Origin of the sequence: Gilliamella sp. B2911, from assembly GCF_026536965.1 — a bacterium.
GTDB classification, from domain to species: Bacteria; Pseudomonadota; Gammaproteobacteria; order Enterobacterales; family Orbaceae; genus Gilliamella; species Gilliamella apicola_E.
Map to the genome: position 1 here is coordinate 1 of NZ_JAFNNA010000004.1, position 26,374 is coordinate 26,374.

General features: G+C 33.1%; 23 protein-coding genes and 1 tRNA gene. 15 read left to right on the plus strand and 9 right to left on the minus strand.

The genetic code is table 11. The annotated features are described in order from the left end of the window. From J3U27_RS04780 to J3U27_RS04800, 5 genes are all read left to right on the plus strand, one after another. Positions 1–263, plus strand: a 263-nt coding sequence (locus J3U27_RS04780; RefSeq protein ID WP_267330371.1) for a hypothetical protein, incomplete at its 5' end; no start/stop codon positions are given. A 155-nt stretch (positions 264–418) separates the two neighbouring features. Beyond that, on the plus strand, positions 419–703 hold the full coding sequence (locus J3U27_RS04785) for a hypothetical protein (RefSeq protein ID WP_267330370.1): 285 nt from the start codon (positions 419–421) through the stop codon (positions 701–703). 377 nt (positions 704–1,080) lie between these two features. Continuing rightward, positions 1,081–1,365: a hypothetical protein gene (locus tag J3U27_RS04790; protein ID WP_267330369.1), complete on the plus strand. Its 285-nt coding sequence runs from the start codon at positions 1,081–1,083 to the stop codon at positions 1,363–1,365. Positions 1,366–1,394: 29 nt separating this feature from the next. Continuing rightward, positions 1,395–1,679, plus strand: coding sequence for a hypothetical protein (locus J3U27_RS04795; RefSeq protein WP_267330368.1), 285 nt, complete (start codon positions 1,395–1,397; stop codon positions 1,677–1,679). 195 nt (positions 1,680–1,874) lie between these two features. Next, positions 1,875–2,162, plus strand: a complete 288-nt coding sequence (locus tag J3U27_RS04800; protein WP_267330367.1) for a hypothetical protein — start codon at positions 1,875–1,877, stop codon at positions 2,160–2,162. Positions 2,163–2,581: 419 nt separating this feature from the next. Here the strand turns inward: J3U27_RS04800 and J3U27_RS04805 are convergent, their stop codons facing one another. Next, positions 2,582–2,779, minus strand: a complete 198-nt coding sequence (locus tag J3U27_RS04805; protein ID WP_065734120.1) for a hypothetical protein — start codon at positions 2,777–2,779, stop codon at positions 2,582–2,584. A gap of 34 nt (positions 2,780–2,813) precedes the next feature. Here J3U27_RS04805 and J3U27_RS04810 point away from each other — a divergent pair, with 34 nt between their 5' ends. Next, positions 2,814–3,296, plus strand: a complete 483-nt coding sequence (locus J3U27_RS04810; protein WP_267376947.1) for a phage/plasmid replication protein, II/X family — start codon at positions 2,814–2,816, stop codon at positions 3,294–3,296. Positions 3,297–3,910: 614 nt separating this feature from the next. Here J3U27_RS04810 and J3U27_RS04815 read toward each other — a convergent pair. Then, positions 3,911–4,096 carry a hypothetical protein gene (locus J3U27_RS04815; protein ID WP_267376949.1) on the minus strand — a complete coding sequence of 62 codons (186 nt, stop codon included), beginning with the start codon at positions 4,094–4,096 and terminating at the stop codon, positions 3,911–3,913. 132 nt (positions 4,097–4,228) lie between these two features. On the opposite strand from J3U27_RS04815, the gene J3U27_RS04820 reads away from it, so the two are divergent. From J3U27_RS04820 to J3U27_RS04830, 3 genes are all read left to right on the plus strand, one after another. Then, on the plus strand, positions 4,229–5,344 hold the full coding sequence (locus J3U27_RS04820; protein WP_267331928.1) for a phage/plasmid replication domain-containing protein: 1,116 nt from the start codon (positions 4,229–4,231) through the stop codon (positions 5,342–5,344). Between the two features lie 325 nt (positions 5,345–5,669). Next, positions 5,670–6,383 (plus strand): helix-turn-helix domain-containing protein, encoded by a 714-nt coding sequence (locus tag J3U27_RS04825; RefSeq protein ID WP_065562825.1) that lies wholly within the window; start codon positions 5,670–5,672, stop codon positions 6,381–6,383. A 47-nt stretch (positions 6,384–6,430) separates the two neighbouring features. Beyond that, positions 6,431–7,474, plus strand: a complete 1,044-nt coding sequence (locus J3U27_RS04830) for a YdgH/BhsA/McbA-like domain containing protein (RefSeq protein ID WP_267330365.1) — start codon at positions 6,431–6,433, stop codon at positions 7,472–7,474. A gap of 49 nt (positions 7,475–7,523) precedes the next feature. Here the strand turns inward: J3U27_RS04830 and hrpA are convergent, their stop codons facing one another. After that, entirely contained in the window at positions 7,524–11,393 is a 3,870-nt protein-coding gene (gene hrpA, locus J3U27_RS04835) for an ATP-dependent RNA helicase HrpA (RefSeq protein WP_267376951.1), read from the minus strand. Positions 11,394–11,466: 73 nt separating this feature from the next. Here hrpA and J3U27_RS04840 point away from each other — a divergent pair, with 73 nt between their 5' ends. From J3U27_RS04840 to J3U27_RS04855, 4 genes are all read left to right on the plus strand, one after another. After that, positions 11,467–11,886, plus strand: coding sequence for an META domain-containing protein (locus J3U27_RS04840; protein WP_267376953.1), 420 nt, complete (start codon positions 11,467–11,469; stop codon positions 11,884–11,886). A 331-nt stretch (positions 11,887–12,217) separates the two neighbouring features. Beyond that, entirely contained in the window at positions 12,218–13,630 is a 1,413-nt protein-coding gene (pykF, locus tag J3U27_RS04845) for a pyruvate kinase PykF (RefSeq protein ID WP_065562828.1), read from the plus strand. A 112-nt stretch (positions 13,631–13,742) separates the two neighbouring features. Continuing rightward, positions 13,743–15,800: a polyphosphate kinase 1 gene (gene ppk1, locus J3U27_RS04850; protein WP_065562829.1), complete on the plus strand. Its 2,058-nt coding sequence runs from the start codon at positions 13,743–13,745 to the stop codon at positions 15,798–15,800. Positions 15,801–15,864: 64 nt separating this feature from the next. Beyond that, the gene (locus tag J3U27_RS04855; protein ID WP_416380540.1) at positions 15,865–17,334 is read left to right on the plus strand and encodes an exopolyphosphatase; all 1,470 of its coding nucleotides are present in this window, start codon (positions 15,865–15,867) and stop codon (positions 17,332–17,334) included. 48 nt (positions 17,335–17,382) lie between these two features. On the opposite strand, the gene J3U27_RS04860 is transcribed toward J3U27_RS04855, so the two are convergent. From J3U27_RS04860 to J3U27_RS04870, 3 genes are all read right to left on the minus strand, one after another. Beyond that, entirely contained in the window at positions 17,383–18,843 is a 1,461-nt protein-coding gene (locus tag J3U27_RS04860; RefSeq protein WP_065734126.1) for a DASS family sodium-coupled anion symporter, read from the minus strand. 91 nt (positions 18,844–18,934) lie between these two features. Next, positions 18,935–19,894 carry an FAD:protein FMN transferase gene (locus tag J3U27_RS04865; protein WP_267376957.1) on the minus strand — a complete coding sequence of 320 codons (960 nt, stop codon included), beginning with the start codon at positions 19,892–19,894 and terminating at the stop codon, positions 18,935–18,937. Positions 19,895–19,923: 29 nt separating this feature from the next. Beyond that, on the minus strand, positions 19,924–22,695 hold the full coding sequence (locus J3U27_RS04870) for a flavocytochrome c (protein WP_267376959.1): 2,772 nt from the start codon (positions 22,693–22,695) through the stop codon (positions 19,924–19,926). A gap of 514 nt (positions 22,696–23,209) precedes the next feature. Here J3U27_RS04870 and J3U27_RS04875 point away from each other — a divergent pair. Beyond that, positions 23,210–24,262 (plus strand): hypothetical protein, encoded by a 1,053-nt coding sequence (locus tag J3U27_RS04875; RefSeq protein WP_267342992.1) that lies wholly within the window; start codon positions 23,210–23,212, stop codon positions 24,260–24,262. 95 nt (positions 24,263–24,357) lie between these two features. On the opposite strand, the gene J3U27_RS04880 is transcribed toward J3U27_RS04875, so the two are convergent. The 3 genes from J3U27_RS04880 to dnaQ form a co-directional block, all read right to left on the minus strand. Next, positions 24,358–24,720, minus strand: a complete 363-nt coding sequence (locus J3U27_RS04880) for a YbaN family protein (RefSeq protein ID WP_065734130.1) — start codon at positions 24,718–24,720, stop codon at positions 24,358–24,360. An 86-nt stretch (positions 24,721–24,806) separates the two neighbouring features. Further along, positions 24,807–24,883, minus strand: a tRNA-Asp gene (locus J3U27_RS04885). Positions 24,884–24,996: 113 nt separating this feature from the next. Next, positions 24,997–25,728, minus strand: coding sequence for a DNA polymerase III subunit epsilon (dnaQ, locus tag J3U27_RS04890; protein ID WP_065562836.1), 732 nt, complete (start codon positions 25,726–25,728; stop codon positions 24,997–24,999). 158 nt (positions 25,729–25,886) lie between these two features. Here dnaQ and rnhA point away from each other — a divergent pair, with 158 nt between their 5' ends. After that, complete coding sequence (gene rnhA, locus J3U27_RS04895; protein WP_065562837.1) at positions 25,887–26,360, plus strand: ribonuclease HI; 474 nt, start codon at positions 25,887–25,889, stop codon at positions 26,358–26,360. Positions 26,361–26,374: the final 14 nt, after the last annotated feature.

Below are 26,374 nucleotides of genomic sequence, written 5' to 3' on the forward strand. Positions count from 1 at the left end.
TTGATAGAATGGAACGACGCTTAAGAAATGAATTTAGACATGCCTTGGCGGTAAATTTAATTACACAAGAACAACATGACAACTACCTGCAAGAACTCAATGAATTAACCTATTATGTTTATGAAAAATATAAAGATAGCTTGGCTTTTTATGATGAGGATTGGATTAAAATTAATGACTATTATGAAAAAATTGTAGGATTAGATTTTATTCGTAGTAGGACAAAAGAGGGGTTAGAAGGTGACTGGCTTATAGAGATGTAAATAATGACAGCAGACAATATTAATCGACTTTTCGATCAAATACAGCAAGTTAATAATCAAGGGACTTCGAACTTTACACAAACCAATGCAACCCCAAAAAAAATTTGTTTATAATTCAGCCGTTAATATCACCAAAACTACCTAAGGAGTGCGGTATGCGAGACCAAAAAGAACGAGTGGAAACAATTGAAAGTACCATGAAAAATGAATTCAGACATGCTTTGGCGGTAAATTTAATTACACAAGAACAACATGACAACTATCTGCAGGAGCTTAATGAATTAACGTCTTATATTTATGAAAGATATAAAGATAGTTTTACTTTTCGTGCTGAAGATTGGCGTAAAATCAATAACTACTATGAAAAAATCGTAGGATTAGATTTTGTCAGGGATTATACAAAAGAAGATTTAGAGTTAATTTGGCTTATCGAGATGTGAATATGACAGCAGACAATATTAATCGGCTTTTCGAGCATAAATAGTCATATTAATAAAGTTGATGTTTTACATATTAGTGAAATTACAAACATGAATGATCATTTCCCCCTCAATTGGTAACATATTGAATTCGATTACCACTCCAAATTTATACGAAATGTTATTAATCGTTTTCTTGCTAATAACTGCACATAGCAAAGCGAAGGTCGCAGTCACGCAGTGAACAAGCGAGCATTTGGCGTGTTGACAACCCACTAAGTCCAATCCTTTAGAGCCACCGGAAAAGTACACATGGCGAGCCTTTCCACTTGGATGACTTTTAAAAATTGGTTATAATTCAGCCGGTAATATCACCAAAACTACTTAAGAAGTGCGGTATGCGAGACCAAAAAGAACGAGTAGAAACAATTGAAAGTACCATGAAAAACGAGTTTGAGTACGCATTAGAAATAAATTTAATTACACAAGAACAACATGACAACTATCTGCAGGAACTCAATGAATTAACATCTTATATTTATGAAAAATATAAAGATAGTTTAGCTTTTTACGATGAAGATTGGATTAAAATCAATGACTATTATGAAAAAATTGTAGCCTTAGATTTTGTTAGAGATTATATAAAAGAAGGGTTAGAAGACAGTTGGCTTATTGAGATGTAAATGATGAAATCCCCCTCAAGGAATACAGTATGCGAGACCAAAAAGAACGCGTTGAAACAATTGAAAGTACCATGAAAAATGAGTTTGAGTACGCATTAGAAGTAAATTTAATTACACAAGAACAACATGACAACTATCTGCAGGAGCTTAATGAATTAACGTCTTATATTTATGAAAGATATAAAGATAGTTTTACTTTTCGTGCTGAAGATTGGCGTAAAATCAATAACTACTATGAAAAAATTGTAGCCTCAGATTTTGTGCGTAATCGAACTAAAGAAAATTTAGAATATTCCTGGCTAATTGAGATGTAATAATGAAACTATCCCAAAAACCCTTATACTCAAGAGGCCTATCAAGCAAACGATTTATATTCAGATTGCCACAAAAAGGGGTTTTCAGAGACCCGATGGTTAACTGAGAGTGAAATACAAACTCATAATTTGCAGATAAAACCGGATGAAAAAATAACTTTTTTGAAAGTGATTTATATAAAGATAATGAGTATTATGAAAATATTAAGTTTTAAAAATAATAATTTAGCTTATATTAAGTTTAATTTAGCTAAATTTGGTGACGTTAAAGATGTTCAGAAGGCAGAGTTAAGCAAGGCATTGACTGAATCAGATAAGGTATTGGCATTAACCAAAAGTAAATATTTAACGGCTAAAAAACAGTATACAACAATATCAAGCAAAATGTTAAACCAGACATTAGATACTCCAGGAAAAAATTTAGCAGAAAAATCTATTATTGATCAGAAAATAACATCGCAAGGTATGGAGTTGGGAGATTAAACGATAAATTATCGTCACAATTACTTTATTGGAATTAGAAATTTTATAGAAATTAATAATTTCTATAAAAAATCAGTTCGCATAATGTTAATGCCGTTATGTTTAATTCGTAGGCTGTATAATGTTGGCCACCGCAGGTGGCTAACAGTCAAGAATTTAGCATAACGGCAGATTATGCGAACTAAAAAAAACTATGACATATATAAAACCCTACACAAAACCCAACGGCAAAGATTAAATATCTTGGTGTGTCATGTGTGTTATTGTTGTTATTTTTTTAGAACGATATAGCTTTGGATTGTACCAAAGATTTTTAGGGTCTCTATTTTTCATTTTTATATTTTCACAGAATTTATTTAGTGTAAGGTTGAACTATATATAATAGTTCAACCTTGAGTCATTTTGACACATTTTAGCCTTTATTTTATTTTTTTGTCAGAATGTATAATATCTTGTACCGCATCTTTTGCATAATTATCTAGTATGTACGTTGCTAGTTCTGTCCATGAAATGGATTTTCCTATTCTGTAACTTAAATCTACTGCTAATCTTTCAATTCTTAGTTTTCTTTCTGCGCTTATTGCTAGGCTAGTTCTCTTTGGTTTTTGCGTTGTCATTTTAACTCCTAAACGTCTTTTGGTTTATGCAGTATTGTATATTATTAAATATCAGAAGGATAATCAAAAAAATGGCATTAATATTATTAGAGAATTATGGCAAATAGCTTTTAAGGATATATTGTCTGTTATAAAAGGTGCAGATATGAATGTTTATGATGATAAACGTATACGAACATTATTAAATGATAGTTATTTTACTGTTACTAGAACAGGGAAAATCTCATATTCGAAGTCAAATAAAATTTATTCGTTTTATCGGTCGTTATTGAATGATGGTTATCAATTCGTTAAAAATTCCATGGATCGTAAAGCGTTTTGGCGTTACGAACAAGATTTTTTATCGATTGGATTAAGCAAGATGCAATTACAGAATCTACAACAACAGAAAAATAATGTAATTCCGATGTGCAGAGTTATAAATATTGATTTTAATTGTCAGCGTCCGAGTTGGTATGTAGAACCAACATCATTTTATGATGATCCAAAAAATTTAGAATTTTTAAAAGCTGTTTAACGCACTTCTCTTATAAATCTACATTGGTGCGCATAATGTAAAATGCGTTATGTTGAAGTCGCAGATTGTAAAATGTTGGCCGACAAAGTCGGCTAACAATCAAGAATTTAGCATAACGCCATTATGCGTACTAATACTAATTATGATATTGTTTCTTCCTTTTTGAATTATATTTCCAGCTTTTTGACATCTTATATACGTAGGATGGGTAATCATCCCAAGGGTTGGCTATATTACTTCCCCTTGACGGCCTAATTTTTAGTTTATACTGTTTATATTCAATCATGTGAATGCAATAGGCACTTTTTTCTTGTTTAGTGCTGAAATGTTTATGTGACTCACTATGAACATAAGTATAATATTCAATTTCACCTACACGCGTTTTACGTATACTACGTCTTGAAAATTGTTTTTTTAGTTTTAACATACTTTCTCCTAATTTATTAAATAGTTAGAAGAAAGCCTCCTTATAATAATTCATATATATACCTTATTAATTTTAGGGTTAGAGTTCGGATGTTCAGTGACACCCGAACTTTACCGTACTTTCCTACGGTAAATAAATTCAATTCAAGAGTAAACAGTAAAATTTATTGCTTATTTACATGATTAATTTATTTACTTTTATTTATTATATCTTTTACGGCATCATCCAGATAATTGTCAATTAAATAACTTACTATTTCTGACGGTTTTAGTATTTCTCCTGTTTTGTTGCCGATTTCTAATATTTTCCTTTTTATCTCCAATTTTCTATCTTCATTTATTCTTACTGTTGTGTCACCACGTTTATTACTCATTTTTACCTCTTTTGCTTTTTTAAAGAAGTTAATTATCTCATTAAAACATCATTTACATGACGCATGCATATTTACATTATGCGAAAAATATGTTTAATATATATGCATGATGTAAATACAAATGGTGTAAATATGTTTTATGACTGGTTATCAATAGAACAAGATTTCGGATATCAACTACCAATTATTGGTGATGTTGCATATCAACGTATCTTTATTGAAACTGGCGAAGCTAGTGCATTATCGCAACCTGCTTATAGACATATTGGTTCATTTTGTGATTCTGTGTTGATAAAAATTAGTGGCTCTGTGTTAAAAATGTCGGGAAATCCGTCACGGTGGGGGCGTATAGAAAATTTATTCGGATTAAGTACTATTGACAGTTGTGTAGATGTCTACAATAGAATACTGACTAATCTTAATCTTCCTCATTTTACGAAATGTTCTAAATTATTTTTTAGACAGCTAACTGATTCAAAAATAGAAAATTTTTCAAACGGCGCAATAATAAAAGAACTTCATATCACATCAAATAAAATTGTAGGGTTTGGTAATGTTAACGATTATTTAGCTGGTTTGTCTACGTTAAATTATCGATATAGTGTTCCTCGTTTGCATAGCAATGGACAATCTGTTGATTGGCTATCAAAACAAGGTAATGCTCACCTGATTTATCCAACCGTTTATAACAAATCTCACGAACTTGAACTACATAGTTTAACAAAAATAAAAAATAAATTTGGTGAAAACTCAAGTGAATTCAGATACTTAAGTAGTGTAATAGAATATTGTCAACAGAATGGCGTAGTACGATTTGAACAAAAACTAAAATCCCGATTTTTAAAACGAGAAAATTTGCATTACTGGGGATTATCAGACTATACACGATTAAATAAGTTACATGATGAATTTTTAAATTTAGATAAAAAACTGGCGGTTAATGCGATGGATTTTGAGACGATCAGTGAACAATTAATAAGGCATGGTGTTGTAGAAACAATGCGATCAGCAAATACGACAGCAATGTATGCAATTCAGTGGATGTGTGGTGGATCGTTTGATTTTAGTAAAAAATCAGTTCAAACACATAGAGCACGATTACGAAAAATCGGTATTGATATAGCTCAGCGTTACAACTTAGCTAAATTTAGTCCAGTTGCTGTACGTGAAATTAGAAAAGTTGAAGTTTCTGATTGTCCGATTCCAGATTGGTATCAAATGCCACAAATTTTTAAATTAGTGGCATGATTTAGCCCTTTTCTTATGAATCTATATTGGTGCGCATAATGTATATTATGTTAAATAAAGTATATTAAATCAATTAAGTTCATTTATTCGCCACTCACCCTCTATTAACAATTCTAAATCTTTATAAGACTATTCTTTTATCAAGAATTCATTTATATTGTTTAGATTAATTACTTAGTGTAGTTATTTAAAAATTTAATAGTGATTTTCTATTTCTTTTCTTTTTATTGAATAGAAATACAAAAAAAATTGGTCAATTTTTGTTTTATGACAAAATATGGTAACCTTATCACTTCAAATCAACAGCCCTTGTATTTAGGATATTATGCATAGTATTTATAAGACATTACGTTCCAATAGTTATTCTGTTCCGTGCGAATTATGCAGTCTCGGTGGGCTCTGTATTCCGATGTTACTCAATAATACATTAAGTAGTGTTTTAGAACGCAAAAGATCTTATTCAAAAGGCGAAATAATAGTTAAAGCAAAAACGCCATTTAAAAAATTCTTCATCGTTCATTCCGGTGCACTTAAAACATTTGTCACAACTTCTGAAAATAATGAACAAATTAATGGATTTTATCTACCTGGAGATATTGTTGGTTTAGATGCCATTTCAACCAAAGTTTATAACAATAACATTCAGGCATTAAGTAACACACTAATCTGTGAACTGCATTATGATGAATTAATGACATTAATTGATACTAATAAGAATGTTAGAGATTTGATCTTTAGATTATTAAGTGCTGACATTTATAATTATCAAAAATTGGTTCTTTGCTATTCTCAGAAAAAATCAGATGAGCGTCTGGCCACCTTTATTTATTCTCTTTACCTTCGATATCAGCAAAGAGGACATTCTTCTTTAAATATAAAACTAGCAATGAGCCGTGCTGAAATAGCTAATTATTTAGGATTAACGATTGAAACTGTAAGTCGTAATTTATCAAAATTACAAGAGCAAAATATTTTAATAGCTAAAGGTAAATATATTTATATCAATAACTTGGAAGCTTTAATAGATTTAGGAAATTAAATTTATTTATGCTAAAATAACTAAAAATTCATTGTAAGGTTTTTTATATGTTAAGTTTCAAGAAAACAATTATCGCTACAACTGTTGCGCTTATTCCATTTTGTTCTTTTGCTGCTCAGCAATTAACTGAAGAACAAGCAAACAGCATGCAATCTTTTAAAAGCATTACGATTCGAGGTGCTTTTTATACTGATAGCGATTATGTTATGGCTATGTCAAAGGCTGCAGACAATGAAGGAGCTGCTTCTTTTTACATAACAACAACAAATATCAGCCCTTCTAATGATACTTTGCGTATCGTTTATGCAAAATTATACAAAGCAGACGCACCTAAAGCTTTAGAACAACCAGAAACTTTACGTAAATTTGAAGGTGTTTACGAATATCCAAAATCTAAAGCAATTCGCTTAGAACCATTTAATATTGTGCGTATTCGTGGATACTTTCCGACAGATTATGATGTAAATCAAGCTATTGCTAAAGAAGCATCAGCGCAAGGTGCATATGGCTTTTACATAGATTCACGTTCAGAATTAGGCAGTAATATTCAAGTAGCTGCTTATTTATTTAAAAAAGATGCTCCTGAACGTAAATTACAACCTGAAAATGCTATTCCTTACGATTCTGAAGCGGGTCAATTAGCATTAGCTAAAGGTGGAGAAGCTGCAATGCAGGTTGAAAAACCTGGTTATTACTCCCCTTCTGCATTTAACGAGAAATATTATGCAGATAAATTTAATAATAAAGTAATTGATAAAACTACAACAAATTCTGCTGCAACTAATAAAGTTACAACAACATCAAATACAGAAACAATAAGTACCGTTGCCACTGAACCTCAAAGAGTAACTCGTTACACTGTCACTCTTCCTGATGGGCGAAAAATTCAGGAACTTAACGATGCAACTGCGGCTAAAATGGTTGCCTTTGATACACTGAAATTTAGAGGTTACTACGTTACTGATCAGGAAATTTCATATCAAGCAGGAAAAAGAGCAATAGAAGCTGGGGCTAAATATTATCATATTGCTCGAGTTGCTCATGATTCTAAAGGGCCAAACATCACTGTATTTGTAGATCTTTACAAATAATCAAAATGGGCGCATAAGCGCCCTTCTTTTTTATCCTTATAATTATATTCTATAATTCAGAAGATACAGTTTCTATTTGTTGTTTTATCCTTTTTGCAGAAATTGGATACGGTGTGCCGAGTTGTTGAGCGAATAAGTTAACTCTAAGTTCCTCTATCATCCATTTAATATTCGTAACATCATTCAATGATTTTTGATTTTCTGACAAACTATTGAACCAACTTTGATATTCGTTTTTCACTTCTTCTATTATATTCATCGACTGTCTATCTTTAGCCACATTAGTTCCTAGCTTCTCTATCCGTTTTTCTATAGCAGTTAAATAGCGATAAATATCATGGAGTTTGTTATAACCAGTTTTTGCCACAAAACCCTTATAAACTAGCTCATTTAGCTGCGCTTTGATATCAGATAACGCAAATGCTAAAGACAAATCGATACGGCCTTTAAGTTTTTTATTAATATTAAAATGGAGAGTTAAAATTGATTCCACTTGTTTAGCTATATCCACTACAATTTCATTGATATGCTCTTTGGTATAACCTAACAGTTCTTGATATTGTTCTTGATTTTTAACTTTCTGATTGTACTTCTTAATCAAGTAGTCTATTCCACAGGCAATGCAGTCATCAATAAGGTTAAGAACTGTACCGAATGAATTAAAATATAAGCCTAATTTAGATTTATTTGGTAACTTTTCGTGCAAATATTTAATTGGAGATGGAATATTTAAAATCAACAATCGTCTAATCCCGAGCTTAGTTAATCTTTTTTGTTCCTCAAGTGAATCAACCAGTTTAATACTGACCGAGTTTTGATTATCAATGATGGCTGGATAGGCTTTAACTGTATAATTATTTTGTTTTTCTTCATAAATACTTGGTAAGTGACCAAAATTCCAATCAATAATATTATCTTTCTCTATTTTGACAGATTTTTTTTGAGTCAGCGATGATAATGCTTCTTGAACTTCTGTTTTAAGATGTTCTTTAATCATCATTAGATCTTTGCCAAAAGCTATTTCTCGTCCCTTATCAACTATACTAAAATTCATTTTTAAGTAATCTGGTACTTGTTCTAATTGCCAATCAGTTGGCTGAATTTTTATACCTGTCATTTTCCTAAATTCATTTTCTAATGTTTCAAGTAATGGATGTTCAATTGAATTAACTCTACTTAAAAAAGCCTCAGCATAGTTAGGCGCAGGAACTAAGCTTTTACGTAAAGATTTTGGTAATGATTTTATTAAAGCAATAACTAAATCATAACGAAATCCAGGTACTTGCCAATCAAATCCTGTATCTTTTATTTGATTTAATATATTAAGCGGAATAGAAATTGTTACACCGTCACGTGCATTACCTAGATCAAATTGATAAGTTAAAGGTAATTTCAAGTTATTCTGATACCAAAAATCTGGATAATCGTTTATTTTTACAGGCTGAGCTGATTGTTTAATCAGCATATTTTTTTCAATATTTAAAAAATCAGGGTCTATTTTTTGTTTGTTTTTCCACCACGTATCAAAGTGTTTTGCGGAAATAACTGATTTGTCTATTCGTTCATCATAAAAATTATAAAGATCATCATCATCAATCAGAATATCCTGACGACGAGATTTATGTTCAAGATCCTCAACTTCATTGATTAATTTCTGATTTTGTTTATAAAACTGGTGATTAGTTTGCCAATCACCTTCAACCAAAGCATTCCGAATAAATAAGGAACGACTTAGTACTGGGTCAATTTTACTATAATTAACTATGCGGTTTGCAACAATTGGTAGACCGAATAAAGTTACTTTTTCATTGGCTAAAGTTGTCCCATTCTTTTTAGACCATCTAGGCTCACTATAACTATATTTAACTAGATGTTTTGCTAATGGTTCAATCCAATCTGCTTCAATTTTAGCAGCCGTTCTACCCCATAGCCGGCTTGTCTCAACAAGTTCACTAGCTATACACCATTTTGGTTGATTTTTAAAGATGGCTGAATTAGGGAATATAGCAAATTTAATATTACGAGCACCGATATATTCATGTTTTTCAATTTCTTTCATACCAACATGTGACAATAAGCCGCTTAATAACGCAGTATGCAGTGAACGATAATCCGCTAATTGACTATTAATCGGAAAAGCAAGTTGTTTAATGGTTTGTCTAATTTGTGTATAAACATCTTGCCATTCTCGAATTCTAAGATAGTTAAGATATTCTTTTTTACACAACCGTCTAAATTGATTACCCGACAAATCTGCTTGTTGATTTGTTACATAATTCCATAAATTGATAAGTGATATAAAATCAGATTCTTTATCAGCAAATCTACGGTGTTTCTCATCAGAAGCTTGCTGTTTATCAAATGGCCTTTCTCGAGGATCTTGTATTGATAGTGCTGCCACAATAATCATAACTTCTTTTATACAACCTAACCGTCTAGCTTCAACTAGCATTCTAGCTAATCTAGGATCAATAGGTAATTGAGATAAAATTTGTCCTATCTCAGTCAAATGATAATGATGATGTTTAGTATAAATTGCACCTAATTCTTCTAATAATCGTATACCATCACGAATATATCTAGAATCAGGTGCTTCAACAAATGGAAAAGCCGCTATATCACCTAAGCCTAATGAAGTCATTTGTAATATAACTGATGCTAAATTGGTTCGAAGAATTTCAGGCTCAGTAAATTCAGGTCTGGATAAAAAATCTTGTTCATCATATAAACGTATACAAATACCATCTGAAGTTCTACCACAACGCCCTTTTCTTTGATTCGCTGATGCTTGAGAAATAGGTTCAATTGGTAATCGTTGAACTTTCGTCCGATAACTATAACGACTAATTCTTGCTAAACCAGGATCGATAACATATTTAATACCAGGAACGGTCAAGGATGTTTCAGCCACATTTGTAGCTAAGATAATTCTTCGAGCACTGTGTGATTGAAAGATACGGTTTTGTTCAGATGCTGATAATCTAGCATATAAAGGCAAAATCTCAGTATGTTTCAGTTCAATTTTCCTTAGCGTATCAGCCAGATCACGTATTTCACGCTCCCCTGTAAGAAAAATCAAAATATCCCCATTACTTTCAAAAGATAATTCATCGATTGCATCTATAATAGGCTGAAAATCATTATTTTTGTCATTTCCATAATCATCATTAAGAATTGTTGGACGATATCTAACTTCGACAGGATAGGTTCGACCTGAAACTTCAATGATTGGAGCATGATTAAAATGATTTGAAAAACGTTCAACATCTATTGTAGCTGAAGTTATGATGACTTTTAAGTCAGGACGTTTAGGTAATAATTGTTTCAAATATCCCAAAATAAAATCGATATTTAAACTACGTTCATGAGCTTCATCTATAATAATAGTATCATATTGAAGTAATAATTTATCTTGCTGAATCTCTGCCAGTAAAATTCCATCAGTCATCAATTTAACCAAAGTAGTTTCGCTGACATGATCAGAAAATCTGACTTTATAGCCCACTAAGTTGCCTATTTCTGTTTTTAATTCCTCAGCAATACGATTGGCAACTGAACGAGCTGCTAACCTTCTCGGTTGGGTATGGCCAATAAAACCTTTAACACCTAAGCCTAGTTCCAAACATATTTTAGGTATTTGTGTCGTTTTTCCTGAACCTGTTTCACCGGCAATAATTACAACCTGATTATTTTTAATTGCTTCAGCTATCGCCTCTTTCTTATCAACTACTGGTAGATTATCTGGAAAATCGATATTTTTAGGTAACGATTGTAATCGAACATTATAATGTGCAACAGCTTGAGCAATCGCCTTTTCGATGGTATCTAAATTTTGATTTTTGTTTGAAAGCTTTCTTATTTTGTGTTGATCTAAGAAAGTCATTGATTGAAAAAATTTAATTTGCTGTTGAATTAACATAAAGAGTAAAATGTAATTATTAAATTTTAATTAAACTGATTATATCAAATTTAGCCAACTATTAGGAGTTAAGATGAAAAAGACTTTACTATTAATAATGCTTTTTACTGGAACATTCGTGATGACTGGTTGTGGTGAATCTAAGAGCGTTAAAGCTGAAGATTTAATGCATCATCGCTTTGTATTGATTAAAGCCAATGGTCAAGATATTTCAACAGATAAAAACGCTGAGCTTGAATTTGGTGAAAACATGAATATTTATGGAAAAATGTGTAATCGCTTTGTTGCAAAAGTAGAATTGGAAAACGAAACGATCAAAGGCCCTGGTGTTAGTATGGCAAAAATGGCTTGTGATGATGAGCAATTGAGTAAGTTCGATGATACCATCGCTCAATTAATTCAAGATGGAGCATCAGTCAGTTTGGACAAAGATCTATTGACTTTAAAAAATAAAGATATTGAACTAATTTATCAACTTAAAGATTTAATGTAATTTAAAAAGACATTTTTTATCACAAACTTGGTAAAAATTTAACCAAAAAAATGTTTTAGTTTTTTTCTATCTCAATTGATGTCTAGTTTTTTGATAAAAAACTTTATTTAAAATGTCGTTAAGACTATAATAAAAAAAGTTTTTAAGAATGGCTTATATTGATGAGATTACTAAATTCTTTAGATATTGCTTTTAATAAGAGTAACTTTTTAAAGTTACTCTTCCCTTTTTATACCAATGCACTGGCATTGGTTTTTTTTGTTTAAATATTTATATTTAAAACCATTTATTTAAATTTGAACATTAACTTTAACAACTAGTAGATAATATTATGAAAAAGACAAAAATCGTTTGTACCATAGGACCAAAATCAGAATCAAAAGAGATGCTAACTAAATTATTAAATGCAGGCATGAATGTAATGCGTTTAAACTTCTCTCATGGTGATTATGAAGAGCATGGTAATCGAATCAAAAATTTACGTGAAGTAATGCAAGAAACAGGCTTAAAAGCTGCCATCATGTTAGATACTAAAGGCCCAGAAATTCGTACTATTAAGCTTGAAGGTGGTAACGATGTATCACTTGTAGCAGGCCAAACTTTCACTTTTACTACTGATGAAAATGTAGTTGGTAATTCAGAACGTGTAGCCGTTACATATAAAGGATTTGCTCAAGATCTTAAACCAGGTAACCGTGTATTAGTTGATGATGGTTTAATCGCTATGGACGTTCAAGAAATCAAAGGTAACGAAGTTATTTGTAAAGTTTTAAATAACGGTGACCTTGGTGAAAATAAAGGTATTAACTTACCTGGTGTTTCAATCAAATTACCTGCACTAGCTGAAAAAGATAAAAATGACTTAATTTTCGGTTGTGAGCAAGGTGTAGATTTTATTGCAGCATCATTTATCCGTAAACGTTCTGATGTTGAAGATATTCGTGCTCATCTTAAAGCTCACGGCGGTGAAGAAATCAAAATCATTTCTAAAATCGAAAATCAAGAAGGTTTAGATAACTTTGATGAAATTTTAGAAGCATCTGATGGTATCATGGTTGCTCGTGGTGATTTAGGTGTGGAAATTGCGGTTGAAGAAGTTATTTTTGCTCAAAAAATGATGATTAAAAAATGTAATAAAGCTTCAAAACCAGTTATTACTGCAACTCAAATGTTAGATTCAATGATCAAAAACCCACGTCCTACTCGTGCTGAAGCTGGTGACGTTGCTAATGCAATTATTGATGGTACAGACGCTGTTATGTTATCTGGCGAAAGTGCTAAAGGTAAATATCCATTTGAAGCAGTTAATGTGATGGCTACTATTTGTAAGCGTACTGATGGTACTATCCCAGCTAAATTAGAGCTAACCACAAAAGAAGAAACATTACGTATTACTGCTGCTGTATGTTGTGGTGCTGTTGAAATCGCAGAACGATTAAATGTACCATTAATTGTTGTTGCTACTCGTAGCGGTAAATCAGCTCGTGAACTTCGTCATTACTTCCCGACAGCTCGTATTTTGGCTCTATCTTCAAGCCAAAAAACTGTCAATCAACTTGCCTTATCTAAAGGTGTTGAACCTATTTTAATTGATGCAATTAATTCAACAGATGATTTCTACCGTTTAGGTAAAGAAATGGCTGTTAAAATTTGTAATGTAAAACAAGGTGATACAATTGTTATGGTATCAGGTGCATTAGTTCCAAGCGGAACAACTAACACAACTTCTGTTCACCGCATCTAATCACCTTTAATTTTGTTTAAATGAATGATAAAAAGCTAGCTATATGCTAGCTTTTTTTTTATCTTACGTTATTCTGTAATAAATCAAATTAGTGGAATGGGCATTACAAAAAATGATAATAGAAAAAGTATATTTACCTAAAGAACTAAGTTGGTTATCATTTAACCAACGGGTGTTACAAGAGGCTGCTGATGAAAGTAATCCTCTCATAGAACGAATCCGTTTTTTAGGTATCTACTCAAGTAATCTTGATGAATTTTATAAAGTCCAATTTGCAAATTTAAAAAAATATGTCCTTATTGAGCAAGAACAAGCTCAAGCAACATCTAATGCTAAACATTTATTGCGTCAGGTTAATCAAAAAGTCATTCAACTTGAATTACAATTTGATCAGCTTTATAACGAGCTATTATTAGAAATGGCAAGGAATCAGATTTTCCTAATAAATGAAAGGCAACTTACCACTTATCAAGAAACTTGGATAAAAAATTATTATAAGCAAAATTTAAGACAGTATATTACCCCTATTTTGTTAGATAGCCATACTGAGTTGATTCAATTTTTAAAAGATGATCATGCTTATTTAGCAGTTGAAATTATCTGTAAAGATAGTATTAGCTATGCATTACTTGAACTTCCTACAGATAATGCGCCTCGGTTTGTTTTATTACCTTCAGAAGTTTCAACTAAAAATAAATCAATTATTTTTTTAGATAACATTTTACGTTATTGTTTAGCGGATATTTTTAAAGTCTTCTTTGATGCGGTAGAATTAAATGCTTATTCTATAAATATTAATCGTGATGCTGAATACGAATTAAATACTGAACTTGATAGTTTACTTGAGTTAATGTCTCAGGGTTTGAAACAGCGGTTAACTGCTCAGCCAGTTCGTTTTACATACCAAAAAGACATGCCAAAGGCATTATTTGAATTATTAATAAATAAACTAAGATTAACTGAACAAGATGCAATGCCTGGTGGACGTTATCCCAATTTCAAAGATTTAGCAAATTTTCCAGATCTTGGTGTCAAAAACTTACTTAATAAACGCTTACCAAGCCTTGCTTATAATCGATTCAAGAAATTCAGAAATGCTTTTGCAACAATAAAAGACCGAGATGTATTGCTCTATTATCCTTACTATTCATTTGGACATGTGCTTGAAATTATGCGACAAGCGTCATTTGATCCTGCTGTTACCCATATTCGTATGAATATTTATCGAGTAGCTAAAGACTCCAGATTTATTCATGCTGCTATAAATGCAGCAAACAACGGTAAAAAAGTCACAGTAGTGGTAGAACTGCAAGCTCGATTTGATGAAGAAGCAAACATAAAATGGGCTAAAAGGTTAATTCGTAGTGGTATAAAAGTTATCTATTCACAACCAAAACTTAAAATTCATGCCAAATTATTCTTAATCGATCGTAAAGAAGACGATCGAATTGTCCGTTATGCTCATATTGGTTCAGGTAATTTTAATGAAAAAACTGCACGTATTTATACAGATTTTTCATTATTAACGGCTGACCCCGCGATTACCGATGAAGTTATCAAAGTATTTAACTTTATTGAAAACCCATTTAAACCGGTAACTTTTCACCATTTATTAGTTTCACCACAAAATACACGATTACGCTTTCATGAATTCATTGAACGAGAAATCAATAATGCCAAAGCCGGGAAACCTTCTGGCATTTATCTCAAACTCAATGCAATAACTGATAAAGAGATGATAAATCAACTCTATAAAGCTTCTTGTGCTGGAGTGAAAATACGTATGATTGTGCGAGGCACCTGTATACTTGTTCCTCAAATTCCTAATTTAAGTGAAAATATCTATGTAACCAGTATTGTTGACCAATATCTCGAACATGCTCGAGTTTATATTTTCGAAAATGACGGTAATAAAGATACCTACATATCATCTGCCGATTGGATGCCTAGAAATCTTGATAACCGGATTGAGGTTGGCGTAAAAATATTTGATCTGACATTAAAATCCACTATTCATAATATTTTCAATATTCAGTGTAATGATAATGTCAAAGCTCGAATTATCGATAAAGATAATATGAACAATTACGTCCAAAGAGGTAATAAAAAGAAAGTAAGAGCACAACGTGCAATTTATGATTATCTAAAACAATTAGAATCAGCAAGTTAAGGATTTAAACGTGAATAAATTTGATGAATATGCTGTTATTGATCTAGGCTCGAATAGTTTTCATATGGTCATTGCACGTTGTATTGATGGTGCAACACAAATTATTTACAAAAATAAAAAAAATATTCATTTAGCTACCGGTTTAAATGAATTCTATGAGCTAAGTGAGTCAAGTATTAAACGAGGTATAGAATGCCTTGCACTCTTTGCTGAACGGTTGAATGGATTCCCCCCGGAAAATGTTCGAATTGTTGCAACCTATACGTTACGTATCGCCACCAATCGGCATAAATTTCTAGCCGAAGCGGCTAAGGTTCTACCCTACCCAATTGAAATTATTTCCGGACAAGAGGAAGCTCGTTTAATCTATTTAGGTACCATGACAGCCGAATCAACCGCCGAAGAAGATACCAAATTTGTTATTGATATTGGTGGTGGATCGACTGAAATTGCCATAGGTCGAGGAAACGATCTCAAACCATTTATTGTGGCAAGTCGACCAATGGGCTGTGTTACTTACACTAAGCAATTTTTTCCACAAAAGACCATTGACCGATATTCATTTTTAAGAGCTAAACTGGCAGCTGAACAACAAATTGAAAATCTTATTACCACAATAAAAAGACAAAATATTAGTGTCGCATTTGGTACTTCCGGCACAATCAAAAGTATTTACAAAATATTATTAGATTTAGGTGTCAGCGATGGAATCATTACGCCTAAACGATTGGATGATTTAATCAGTTATATTTTGGAATTCAATTCTTTTCATGATATTGACTATCCATCGCTTTCAGAAGAAAGAAAAAACGTTTTCGTCAGCGGGTTAGCCATTTTTAGTGGCGTTTTTAATGCATTAGGGTTACAAGAGCTTCAATTTAGCCCATGCGCATTGCGTGAAGGAGTTTTGTATGAACTTATTGATGGTCCAAATTATCGAGATATAAGACAAACAACAGCCGAATCACTCTCTCAGCATTACAACATTGATGAACGTCATGCCAAACAAGTGGTGAAAACGGCAAAGTATCTTTTTTCACAATGGAAAGCTCAAACTTCGACTAATATTCCGCAACATTTAGAATCTATCCTCTATTGGGCAGCGCAGCTCCATGAAGTGGGACTGAAAATAAATTTTTCATCAATTCACAAACATTCGAGTTATATTCTATTAAATAGTAACCTACCTGGATTCAACGAAGAACAACAACTTTTATTGTCTACCCTTGTACGTTATCATCGAAAGTCAATTAACATTGATGAACTGCCCTATTTTAGTTTATTCGAATACAAGCATATCATCTCGTTATTGCAGATTTTGCGGCTTTCCGTTTTATTTAATAACCAGCGTAATAACGATCTGGATCTCACTGCATTTAGATTAAAATTAAACAGTGATAAATTGAGCAAACTGACGATAGAACTCAACGAAAAGTTTGTTGAAAATAATAAGTTAATCTTGCTTGATTTAGAGCAGGAGCAGAAATATTGGAAATCGGTTAATGATTGGAAATTATCGATTGAAATGTTTTAATCACTCAAAAAAAAACCGCCAGTTAAACTGGCGGTGACAGCTAAACTTTTAGCCTAATCCAATGATTTTCCACCATAAAATACCAATAGTGAAAACAATAATTAAATTTACTACGCTACAAATGAAACCGACTTTCCACCATGTTTTAACCGGTACAAAGCCTTCAGCAAACAGTAACGGGTTACGAGCATTAGCAAATTGGGTAATCGAACCAAAATAGTTAGTACAAATAACTAATGCAAAAATGGCAATCATTTGCGGCACGCCGAGCGCTAAAGCAACCGTTAAAAATACTGGGAATAAAGCAGCAATATGCGCATTACCACTCGCAAAGAAGTAATGTAGATAAACATAGGCTACACACAAAATAACAATGACTAAAACCCAGCTACTATCTCCTAAGTGACCTTTAACCGCATTACCAATTGTATCGCCTAGCCACTTAGTTACGCCAAGTTTATTGACTTGTCCCGCCATCATCAGTAATGCTGCAAACCAAATTAAAGTATCCCAAGCGGCCTTTTCACCTTTGATATCATCCCAACTAAGTACACCGGTTAAAATTAAAATTGTTAAGCCGATAAATGCAGTAGTAGTTGAATCAATACCAAAGTTTTTACCAAAAATCCACAAGCCTAACAGTAATAAAACAGTTGAACCCATAATAAGTTCTTTAAAGGTCAGAGCCCCCATTTTTTTAAGTTCTTCTGTGGCTAATTTAGGCGCTTCTGGTGTCTTTTTAAGTTCAGGATTGGTTAAAAAGTAGATAACTAAAGGAATAACAATAAATGAGACTAAACAAGGTACAATAGCCGCCATAAACCATTGTCCCCAGCCTAAAGTAATACCAAGTTGACTCGTTACTAATTTGGCTGCCAATAAGTTGCCGGTAAAGGCAGTTAAAAACATTGCTGATGTAATATCATTTACATGACTAATGGTTAACATTAAGAAAGTGCCAATACGATTTCTTGATTCATCTTTTGGATTTGAATTAAAATTGATCGCTAATGCTTCAGCGATTGGATAAATCACACCGCCAGCACGAGCTGTCGTACTAGGAATAGCTGGAGCTAATGCCATATCCGTTACCGACAGGCCATAGGCTAAACCTAATGTATTTCTACCTAAAAGTTTAACTAGATAATAAGCTATACGCTTACTTAACCCTGTTTTGATAAAACCACGTGCTATCATAAAAGCAATAACGATAAGCCAAATAAGGCTACTGTTTAATTCGCTTAATGAAATTTTAATCGCCTCTGTCGCTGTTGCAGCCCCTGATGGTCTTAGAACCGCAAAAACTGTTATCGCTAATAATCCAATTGCACCAATTGGCATAATTTCAGCAACAATACAGGCAATAGTTGCAACAAAGATGATACTGGTTTGCCAACCCTCAATACTAATTCCTTCAGGCGGAGAAACAAGTTCCCATAATATTGCTGAAATAACAGCAATAATTATGAGCGGTAACCATTTGACAGGTGGTTTTTTCACTGTGTTCATAGTATTTTCCTTTTTAATTAAAAATGACTTAATTTAATTCATAATAAAAACGATTCAGTTTGATATAAATCTTTTCGTTTCCAATAAAATGTTAATGTAAAACATATTGTTGGCTAATTAGCTGAAAAGCAAAATTATCAGTATTAACTAGTTCGATTGTTTTATTTTTTAAAACAAAGATGGCTGATAAATTCGGATGTTCAATCAAATATTTACTAGCTTTTTTAACCCCTAATCCATAGAGAATAGTTGAAAAAATATCTCCTTCAAGCGACGTATCTGAAATTACCGTTACACTTTCTAATTCATTATCTAACGGGTAACCGGTTGAAGGGTTGAATATGTGATGATAACGGTGATTATTTAAGGTAAAGTAACGCTCATAAATCCCTGATGTAACAACAGATTTATTGTTAACTTGAATAATCCCGGCCAGTTCATTGTTGAGTGAAAATGGCTCTTTCAAACCTATTTGCCAATTGCCATTCCTATTTAAAGGTGATTTGCCTAAAGTTAAGACGTTACCACCTAAATTGATAATAGCTTGATGTATGTTATTTTGCTGTAAGACTACTTTAACCACATCTGCTATATAGCCTTTGGCTATAGCACCTAAATCAATTTCCATTCCCTTTTTTTTCAAAAAAACTGCACAAGTTTTAGGATCAAGCTCAATTTCGTTAGGATCGGTTAATAATAGTTGATCATAAATTTGCTGTGGGGAGGGAACTTGCTGGCCTTGAAAACCGATTTTCCATAATTTGACTAAAGGACCAATAGCAAAATTGAAACAACTATTGGGCATTAAACTGACTTTATAAGCTTGCTCTATAAGCGAAAACACAGCACGGCTAACGATAACCGGATGTTTACCCGCAGCAGCGTTAATCGACATAACTTCTGAATGACGGCGGTTAACGGTCAATTTATCTTCAAGTAATTTTGTGGTGTGAAACACCCTATGAGCTACGGCTTCATTAGGCTCATAAAGCGTTAATGAAACCGTGGTACCCATTAATACTTGAGTATATTCATGGCTTGAATTAAGCATTTTAAACAAGCTTAAGTCATATTAGTCAATTAATGATTAATGTAATCAGTGGCTTTTCTACCTGCCTGCATACCAAATATAATGATATCAGCAACAGCGTTTCCACCGATACGATTGGCACCATGAACACCACCGACCACTTCGCCAGCAGCAAATACGCCTTGTATTACATGTTTATCCGTATCTAAAACTTGAGTATCGGTATTAATCGTTACCCCACCCATAGTATGATGCACACCCGGAGCAATCTTAATCGCATAAAATGGTCCTTTGTTAATAGGATGTCGCATACCAGTTGTTCGACCAAAGTCTTCGTCACGTTTTGTTTCAGCGAACTGATTATAACGCTCAACAGTTTGAGATAAAGTATTGCTGTCAATTGAGAGTTTATCAGCAAGATCTTTAATCGTATCAGCTTGAACGACTAAATCATGTGATACATATTCTTCAACAGCTTTGTTTTCATTACGTACTTGTTGATCAAATAGAATATACGCATAATGCTCAGGTAATTTAATAATTTCTGCTGAAACTTTATCACGAGTATCTAACTCATTGACAAAGCGTTGCCCTTTTTGGGAGACCAGTATCGCCCCGCCACCACGAATTGATTCGGAAATCAAATACGAAGTTGTTTGCTCAACAGTTGGATGAATCTGAATTTCTTTCATATCCACTGTGCCTGCGCCCAGTTTTTCTAGAATCATAATTCCGGAACCAGTAGCACCTTTATGGTTAGTGGTAACAAATCCTTTCAGATCTGGTCGATATTTTTCAACCATTTCACGATTTGCACTAAATCCACCAGTAGCAATAATAACCGCTTTGGCTTTAATCGTTTGAACGGAGCCGTCTTCTTCACTGACTTTAACTCCGACAACTTTATGATTCTCAGTTAATATTTCAGTTACATTGGTATCAAGCATGACTTCAATACCACGTCGGTTGATATTTTTTTGCAATCCACTAATTAAAAATCCGCCAACAGCAGCGCCACTTGCCGGGCGATGCGTACGGTCAATGCTCATGCCCCCCGTTGTTGTGATACCACTAAGTTCGATACCATTATTATCTAACCAGTCAATGGCATCAGGAGCATTTTCAACAAAATAACGAAGTAACTCAGGATTATTTTTGTTTTTACCACCTGTTAACGTTTCTTTATAGAACAGATCTTTACTGTCCACAATGCCTTTAAGTTTTTGGAATTTGGTTTCGGCTGCATTCATACCGGCAGAAGCTTTATTCGTATTGCCACCAATAACCGGCATTTTTTCAACCACAACCACACTTGCCCCTAAATCATGTGCTTGAATAGCGGCTGCTAGTCCAGCGCCACCACTACCAACCACTACCACATCATAAGCTTTATCATTAGGATCACCACCCTCTGCAAGGATAGCTTCTTTATTTGATTTCGCCATAGCTTTCGTTACGGCTTTTTTGAACGCTTCACATTGTGATGTCGCGCCGGAAATTGCATCGACGTGAGGACTATTAGAGTCAATAATACGATGTTTGATTTCAGAAAAGTTGTTGACCACTTCACTATCAAAATCATTAGCATTGAGCAATTGCATGTCTTTAACAAAGTCATTACCTAATTCAACATTAATTAAGTATTCATAAGACTCATCATTAACCTTTTCTTGATAATTGCCCGGCTTGAATTTTTTTACAGTAAGATTCACATCACGAATCAAGCTTTCAACTAATGAAAAGTGCCATAGCGGCTCAGGTATATTGAGTTCTTCACGTTTATCACTATTGATGAAAAGTTCAAGTTTCTCCCCTTTTTCGACTCGACTAAGCCAATCAGGGTAAGCAATACATGCCCGACCCACTGCAACCAGATCAAAGCCGTTATCCATAGCTGCTTCGACATCACTTATATTAACCACATTACCGACACCGACAACCGGAATTTTAGCTAATGTCTGTGATCGCATTGCAACATATTTATTAATTAAAGGCGTTGGATCATTAGTTTCAACAATAGATGGTCTTAAGATCGCCCCCATAGAGAAGTGAACGTAATCAAGTCCCTTTTCAGCCAATTTTTCAAGTAAGTACATCGAATCATCAAAACGAATTCCAGGTACTTCTAATTCTTCCGGCGAAAAACGATAACCAACAATAAAATCAGGGTTGGCATACTCTTTAACCATATTATGAGTAATATCTAAAACAGCCAATGGGAATCGAGCTCGATTATCACGGCTACCACCCCATTTATCAGTTCGTTGATTTGAGTTAGGTGAGTAAAATTGTTGAATTAAGTAGGTATTAGCGCCATGAATTTCGACACCGTCAAATCCAGCTTGGATCGCTCGACGAACAGCTTGACCAAACTTATCAATCATTTCATCAACTTCATCTGCCGTCAATTCAATTGGGGTCGCCGCGCCCGAGCGTGGTGCAGCTATCGCACTTGGCCCAACTGGGGATTGTCCACCAATAAGTTTAGGCTCAACCATACGGCCACCATGATAAACTTGGATAACCGCTTTGGAGCCTTTCTCTTTAATGGCTTTAGCGATCTTCGCTAATCCTTCTATTTTATCATCATTATCTAAACCAATCGCACCAGGAAACGCTAACCCTTTATTGTCAACAAATCCACATTCAACAATAATAGTGCCAATTTCACCCGCTCTTGCTCGGTAATATTCAATTAAATCATGCGTAACAGAACCTTCGTAAAACCCTGAACAAGTAGTCATTGGTGCCATCATAATACGATTTTTTAGGGAAACACCATTGGGTAAGATTACTGGTTTAAAAATATCTTCGTTTTTCATATTTCATTACCTAATCATTAATATTTAAATGTTAACGTGGATCATAACATCCGAAATTTTTCTTCTCCACTTACATAAGTTTCATTAGTCGGAAAATATCATTTTTTCGACAAAAATTTATTCAAATTTATTAATAATTTATAAAACAATCTATGGATATAACAAAAAGAATTGTCTGTTTTTTATATTATTTTGAAAGTGTTTGCGTACAATACTGCATAAACCTGTCTAAAAAAAAACACTATAACTATTTCATTTACTTATATTTTTTTTAACTTCTATCACTTGTACTTTATTTTTATTCGACTAAAATGCTTACCAATTTTAGAAAAGAGAATTTGATTATGCTTGTGGTCCATACAAATAAACCAATAATAAAATTGAATTGTCTTTTTATTTTGAATATTCATCCTCCTTTATGGAGGATTTTTTATATCTATAAATTCAACCTTCCAATTTTATATCAAATTACTAAACAATACCACTTCCAGAACAGCCATAAACAGGAGATACCATGAAACCTTTGATCCCTTTTTATAACCCAAGTATTAGCTATGAAGATAATTATGCTAAAGGACCTTTTGGACTTTTTGCAGAATTAGATAAAGCAGAACAAGTTTCAACTAAACCAACCAAATTCTTAAATGTTGATGTTAATTTACCATTTGGCCAACCCGCTGGGCCTTTATTAAATGCAAATTATATTAAAGCAGCATTTGCTTATGGATTCGATTTATGTGTATATAAAACGGTAAGAACAAAATTACACAAATGTCATCCGTTACCTAATGTTTTATCTGTTCATCCGAAAGGTAAACTTACGTGTAATTTAGATACAGTTTTAGCTGATACCAATTATAGCCAACCTCTTTCAATCACTAATTCATTTGGGGTTCCATCATTTGCTCCAGATATATGGCAACCAGATATGGCTGATGCTGTTAAAGCTGCTGGTCCAGGACAATGTGTTATTGGTAGCTTCCAAGGAACTCAAGGTAATGGAGTGATTGAACAAGATTATGCATTAGCCGCTAAATTAGTAAGAGAAACCAATGCACCAATTTTAGAAGCAAATTTAAGTTGCCCGAATGAAGGTGCAAGTAAATTACTTTGCTTTGATGTAGATAGAGTTGAAAGAATTGTTAAAGAAATTAAAAATGCTGTACCTGACCGCCCTCTGATCCTGAAATTAGCTTACTTCCCAGATGATGAAAGAATCGTTTCATTATTAACTCGTATTGGAAATATAGTTGATGGGTTAAGCGCGATTAATACGTTGTCAGCAAAACCTGTTGACGCAAATGGTCATCCAGCTTTAGGTGAAAACCGAAAAGAAGGCGGTATCTGTGGCGATGCAATTCGTTGGGCTGGCTTAGATATGGTTAGTCGACTCGATAAATATCGTAAACAAATGGATTTAAAATTTGCAATTATAGGTGTTGGTGGAGTTAGTAACAGTGAACATTATCATCAATTTATAAAAAATGGTGCTGATGCTGTAATGAGTGCAACAGGTGCGATGTGGAATCCGTTACTTGCTATTGAAATTAAAAAGAGTTTGAAATAATAGTAAAAAATAATACATCGCAATAAAGAGCTAATACTTTTGTTACAGGGTAACTTATTTACCCTGTTTTCTCTTAATTTCAACCTTTATATTGATCATTTTTTATTAAAATAATAGTAGACAAAAACGACATGAGCAAAAAACACAGTGGCTAAGATTATTCTAACATGTAAAGAATTAAAAATAATAAAAGGAATAAGTAGCACAACAAACACCATTGCCAACATCTTAAATAAACTTGACCTGGTTGCCTTCTTTTCAATTAGCATTTTTTGGATATAAGTTTGATAGTAACTAGTTTGTGTAAAATAGTTATAGAGGCGCTCTGAACTATTTAACCATAGATATGCAGTAAGTAAATAAAAAGGTACTGTAGGTAACAAAGGAATAAAAATACCAATAGTTCCTAAAGCAAAAGAAACTCCACCTAGAACAACAAATATCGATTTTTTTAGCATGTCTAAATCAATTTAATTAATATTCATAGGATATCGAAGATAGCACAATTATAATAAACAAGGAAAGTATAAAGAAAAATAAGAATTGGCGGAACGGACGGGGCTCGAACCCGCGACCCCCTGCGTGACAGGCAGGTATTCTAACCAACTGAACTACCGCTCCGCTTTTTAGATACTTTAATGTGGAACATCAAAGTAGGCGTGATGTTAAAGATTATTTTTATTTTCGTCAATAAAATTTTTAAAAATAAAGTTCAATTGAATAGAAAACAATCATTAATGTGCTTTCCATAATGCCCCGCCACTTTTTTTATCAATCTTTTCTAAAATTGACTCGTGAGCAGAGAGTTCAGATTCATTTGCTTTAATTATCTTTAAAGGAGTTCCATTACGTTCAATTTTCTTGACGGTATTATTTGACATTGATAATGGATTATCTTCAGCGCTGAATGCTAACGTCGTTTGCCCCCCTGTCATTGCTAAATAAACTTCAGCTAGAATCTCAGCATCAAGTAAAGCGCCATGCAGTGTACGATGTGAATTATCAATCTGATAACGCTCACATAGTGCATCTAGATTATTTCTTTTACCAGGGAAAAGCCGCCGAGCCATAGCTAGTGTATCAGTAACAATACAATGTTCAGCTGTTTTAAAATTTAAACCACAAAGACGAAATTCATAATCCATAAATCCGACATCAAAAGATGCGTTATGAATGACTAATTCAGCACCATCAATAAATTTTATAAAATCATGTGCTATATTTTTAAATATTGGTTTATCTTTAACAAATTCATCACTTATACCGTGAACTCTAAAGGCTTCTTCATCAATTAAACGTTCTGGATTGATATAAACATGGAAATGATTGCCAGTTAGTCGCCGATTTAATACCTCAACAGCACCAATTTCAATAATCTTATGCCCTTCATAGTGATTATTACCATCTTGGTTCATACCTGTTGTTTCAGTATCTAATACAATTTGACGTGTTGAATGTGTTATCACGTTATACTCTTCTTCTAAAATTGGGAAATTTAATAATTAATGGTATAGTCTAACACCAAAATGCGCTGATGTTGATACCTACAGTGTTTTCGCCACTAATTACACAACATCACATTATTTAATTCTAAATTTTATTCAATAGGCAAAGTTTATTTAGTATGTTAAAAAAAATTCAAATTTTCACAGATGGTTCTTGTTTGGGTAACCCTGGTCCCGGTGGATATGCCGCAATTTTAAAATATAAACAAACAGAAAAAGTATTAGCTCAAGGTTATTTTAAAACTACCAATAATCGAATGGAATTATTAGCTGCAATTGTTGCTTTAGAGCTTCTTAAAGAACCGTGTCAAATTCAACTGTATTCTGACAGCCAATATCTACGTAATGGCATTATGAATTGGATTCATGGCTGGAAAAAAAATGGCTGGAAAACATCAAATAAACAACCTGTTAAAAATGTTGATTTGTGGCAACGTTTAGATGAAATAGCTAAATCACATACTATTGAATGGATTTGGGTTAAAGGTCATGCTGGTCATATCGAAAATGAGCGTTGTGATATTATTGCTAAAAATCAAGCCGAATCCCCAACTTTACACGATACTATTTTTGAAGCATCGTTAAAGGACTGAATACAAAAAACAGT

Excerpts from the sequence above, each read along its gene's own strand:
- J3U27_RS04840 (WP_267376953.1), top strand. The coding sequence starts at position 11,467 with ATGAAAAAGACTTTACTATTAATAATGCTTTTTACTGGAACATTCGTG.
- hrpA (WP_267376951.1), bottom strand. The coding sequence starts at position 11,393 with ATGTTAATTCAACAGCAAATTAAATTTTTTCAATCAATGACTTTCTTA.
- J3U27_RS04800 (WP_267330367.1), top strand. The coding sequence starts at position 1,875 with ATGAAAATATTAAGTTTTAAAAATAATAATTTAGCTTATATTAAGTTT.
- J3U27_RS04830 (WP_267330365.1), top strand. The coding sequence starts at position 6,431 with ATGTTAAGTTTCAAGAAAACAATTATCGCTACAACTGTTGCGCTTATT.
- J3U27_RS04875 (WP_267342992.1), top strand. The coding sequence starts at position 23,210 with ATGAAACCTTTGATCCCTTTTTATAACCCAAGTATTAGCTATGAAGAT.
- J3U27_RS04865 (WP_267376957.1), bottom strand. The coding sequence starts at position 19,894 with ATGCTTAATTCAAGCCATGAATATACTCAAGTATTAATGGGTACCACG.
- rnhA (WP_065562837.1), top strand. The coding sequence starts at position 25,887 with ATGTTAAAAAAAATTCAAATTTTCACAGATGGTTCTTGTTTGGGTAAC.
- J3U27_RS04855 (WP_416380540.1), top strand. The coding sequence starts at position 15,865 with ATGGTCATTGCACGTTGTATTGATGGTGCAACACAAATTATTTACAAA.
- J3U27_RS04790 (WP_267330369.1), top strand. The coding sequence starts at position 1,081 with ATGCGAGACCAAAAAGAACGAGTAGAAACAATTGAAAGTACCATGAAA.
- ppk1 (WP_065562829.1), top strand. The coding sequence starts at position 13,743 with ATGATAATAGAAAAAGTATATTTACCTAAAGAACTAAGTTGGTTATCA.
- J3U27_RS04815 (WP_267376949.1), bottom strand. The coding sequence starts at position 4,096 with ATGAGTAATAAACGTGGTGACACAACAGTAAGAATAAATGAAGATAGA.
- J3U27_RS04860 (WP_065734126.1), bottom strand. The coding sequence starts at position 18,843 with ATGAACACAGTGAAAAAACCACCTGTCAAATGGTTACCGCTCATAATT.
- J3U27_RS04870 (WP_267376959.1), bottom strand. The coding sequence starts at position 22,695 with ATGAAAAACGAAGATATTTTTAAACCAGTAATCTTACCCAATGGTGTT.
- pykF (WP_065562828.1), top strand. The coding sequence starts at position 12,218 with ATGAAAAAGACAAAAATCGTTTGTACCATAGGACCAAAATCAGAATCA.
- J3U27_RS04805 (WP_065734120.1), bottom strand. The coding sequence starts at position 2,779 with ATGACAACGCAAAAACCAAAGAGAACTAGCCTAGCAATAAGCGCAGAA.
- J3U27_RS04825 (WP_065562825.1), top strand. The coding sequence starts at position 5,670 with ATGCATAGTATTTATAAGACATTACGTTCCAATAGTTATTCTGTTCCG.
- J3U27_RS04880 (WP_065734130.1), bottom strand. The coding sequence starts at position 24,720 with ATGCTAAAAAAATCGATATTTGTTGTTCTAGGTGGAGTTTCTTTTGCT.
- J3U27_RS04820 (WP_267331928.1), top strand. The coding sequence starts at position 4,229 with ATGTTTTATGACTGGTTATCAATAGAACAAGATTTCGGATATCAACTA.
- J3U27_RS04795 (WP_267330368.1), top strand. The coding sequence starts at position 1,395 with ATGCGAGACCAAAAAGAACGCGTTGAAACAATTGAAAGTACCATGAAA.
- J3U27_RS04785 (WP_267330370.1), top strand. The coding sequence starts at position 419 with ATGCGAGACCAAAAAGAACGAGTGGAAACAATTGAAAGTACCATGAAA.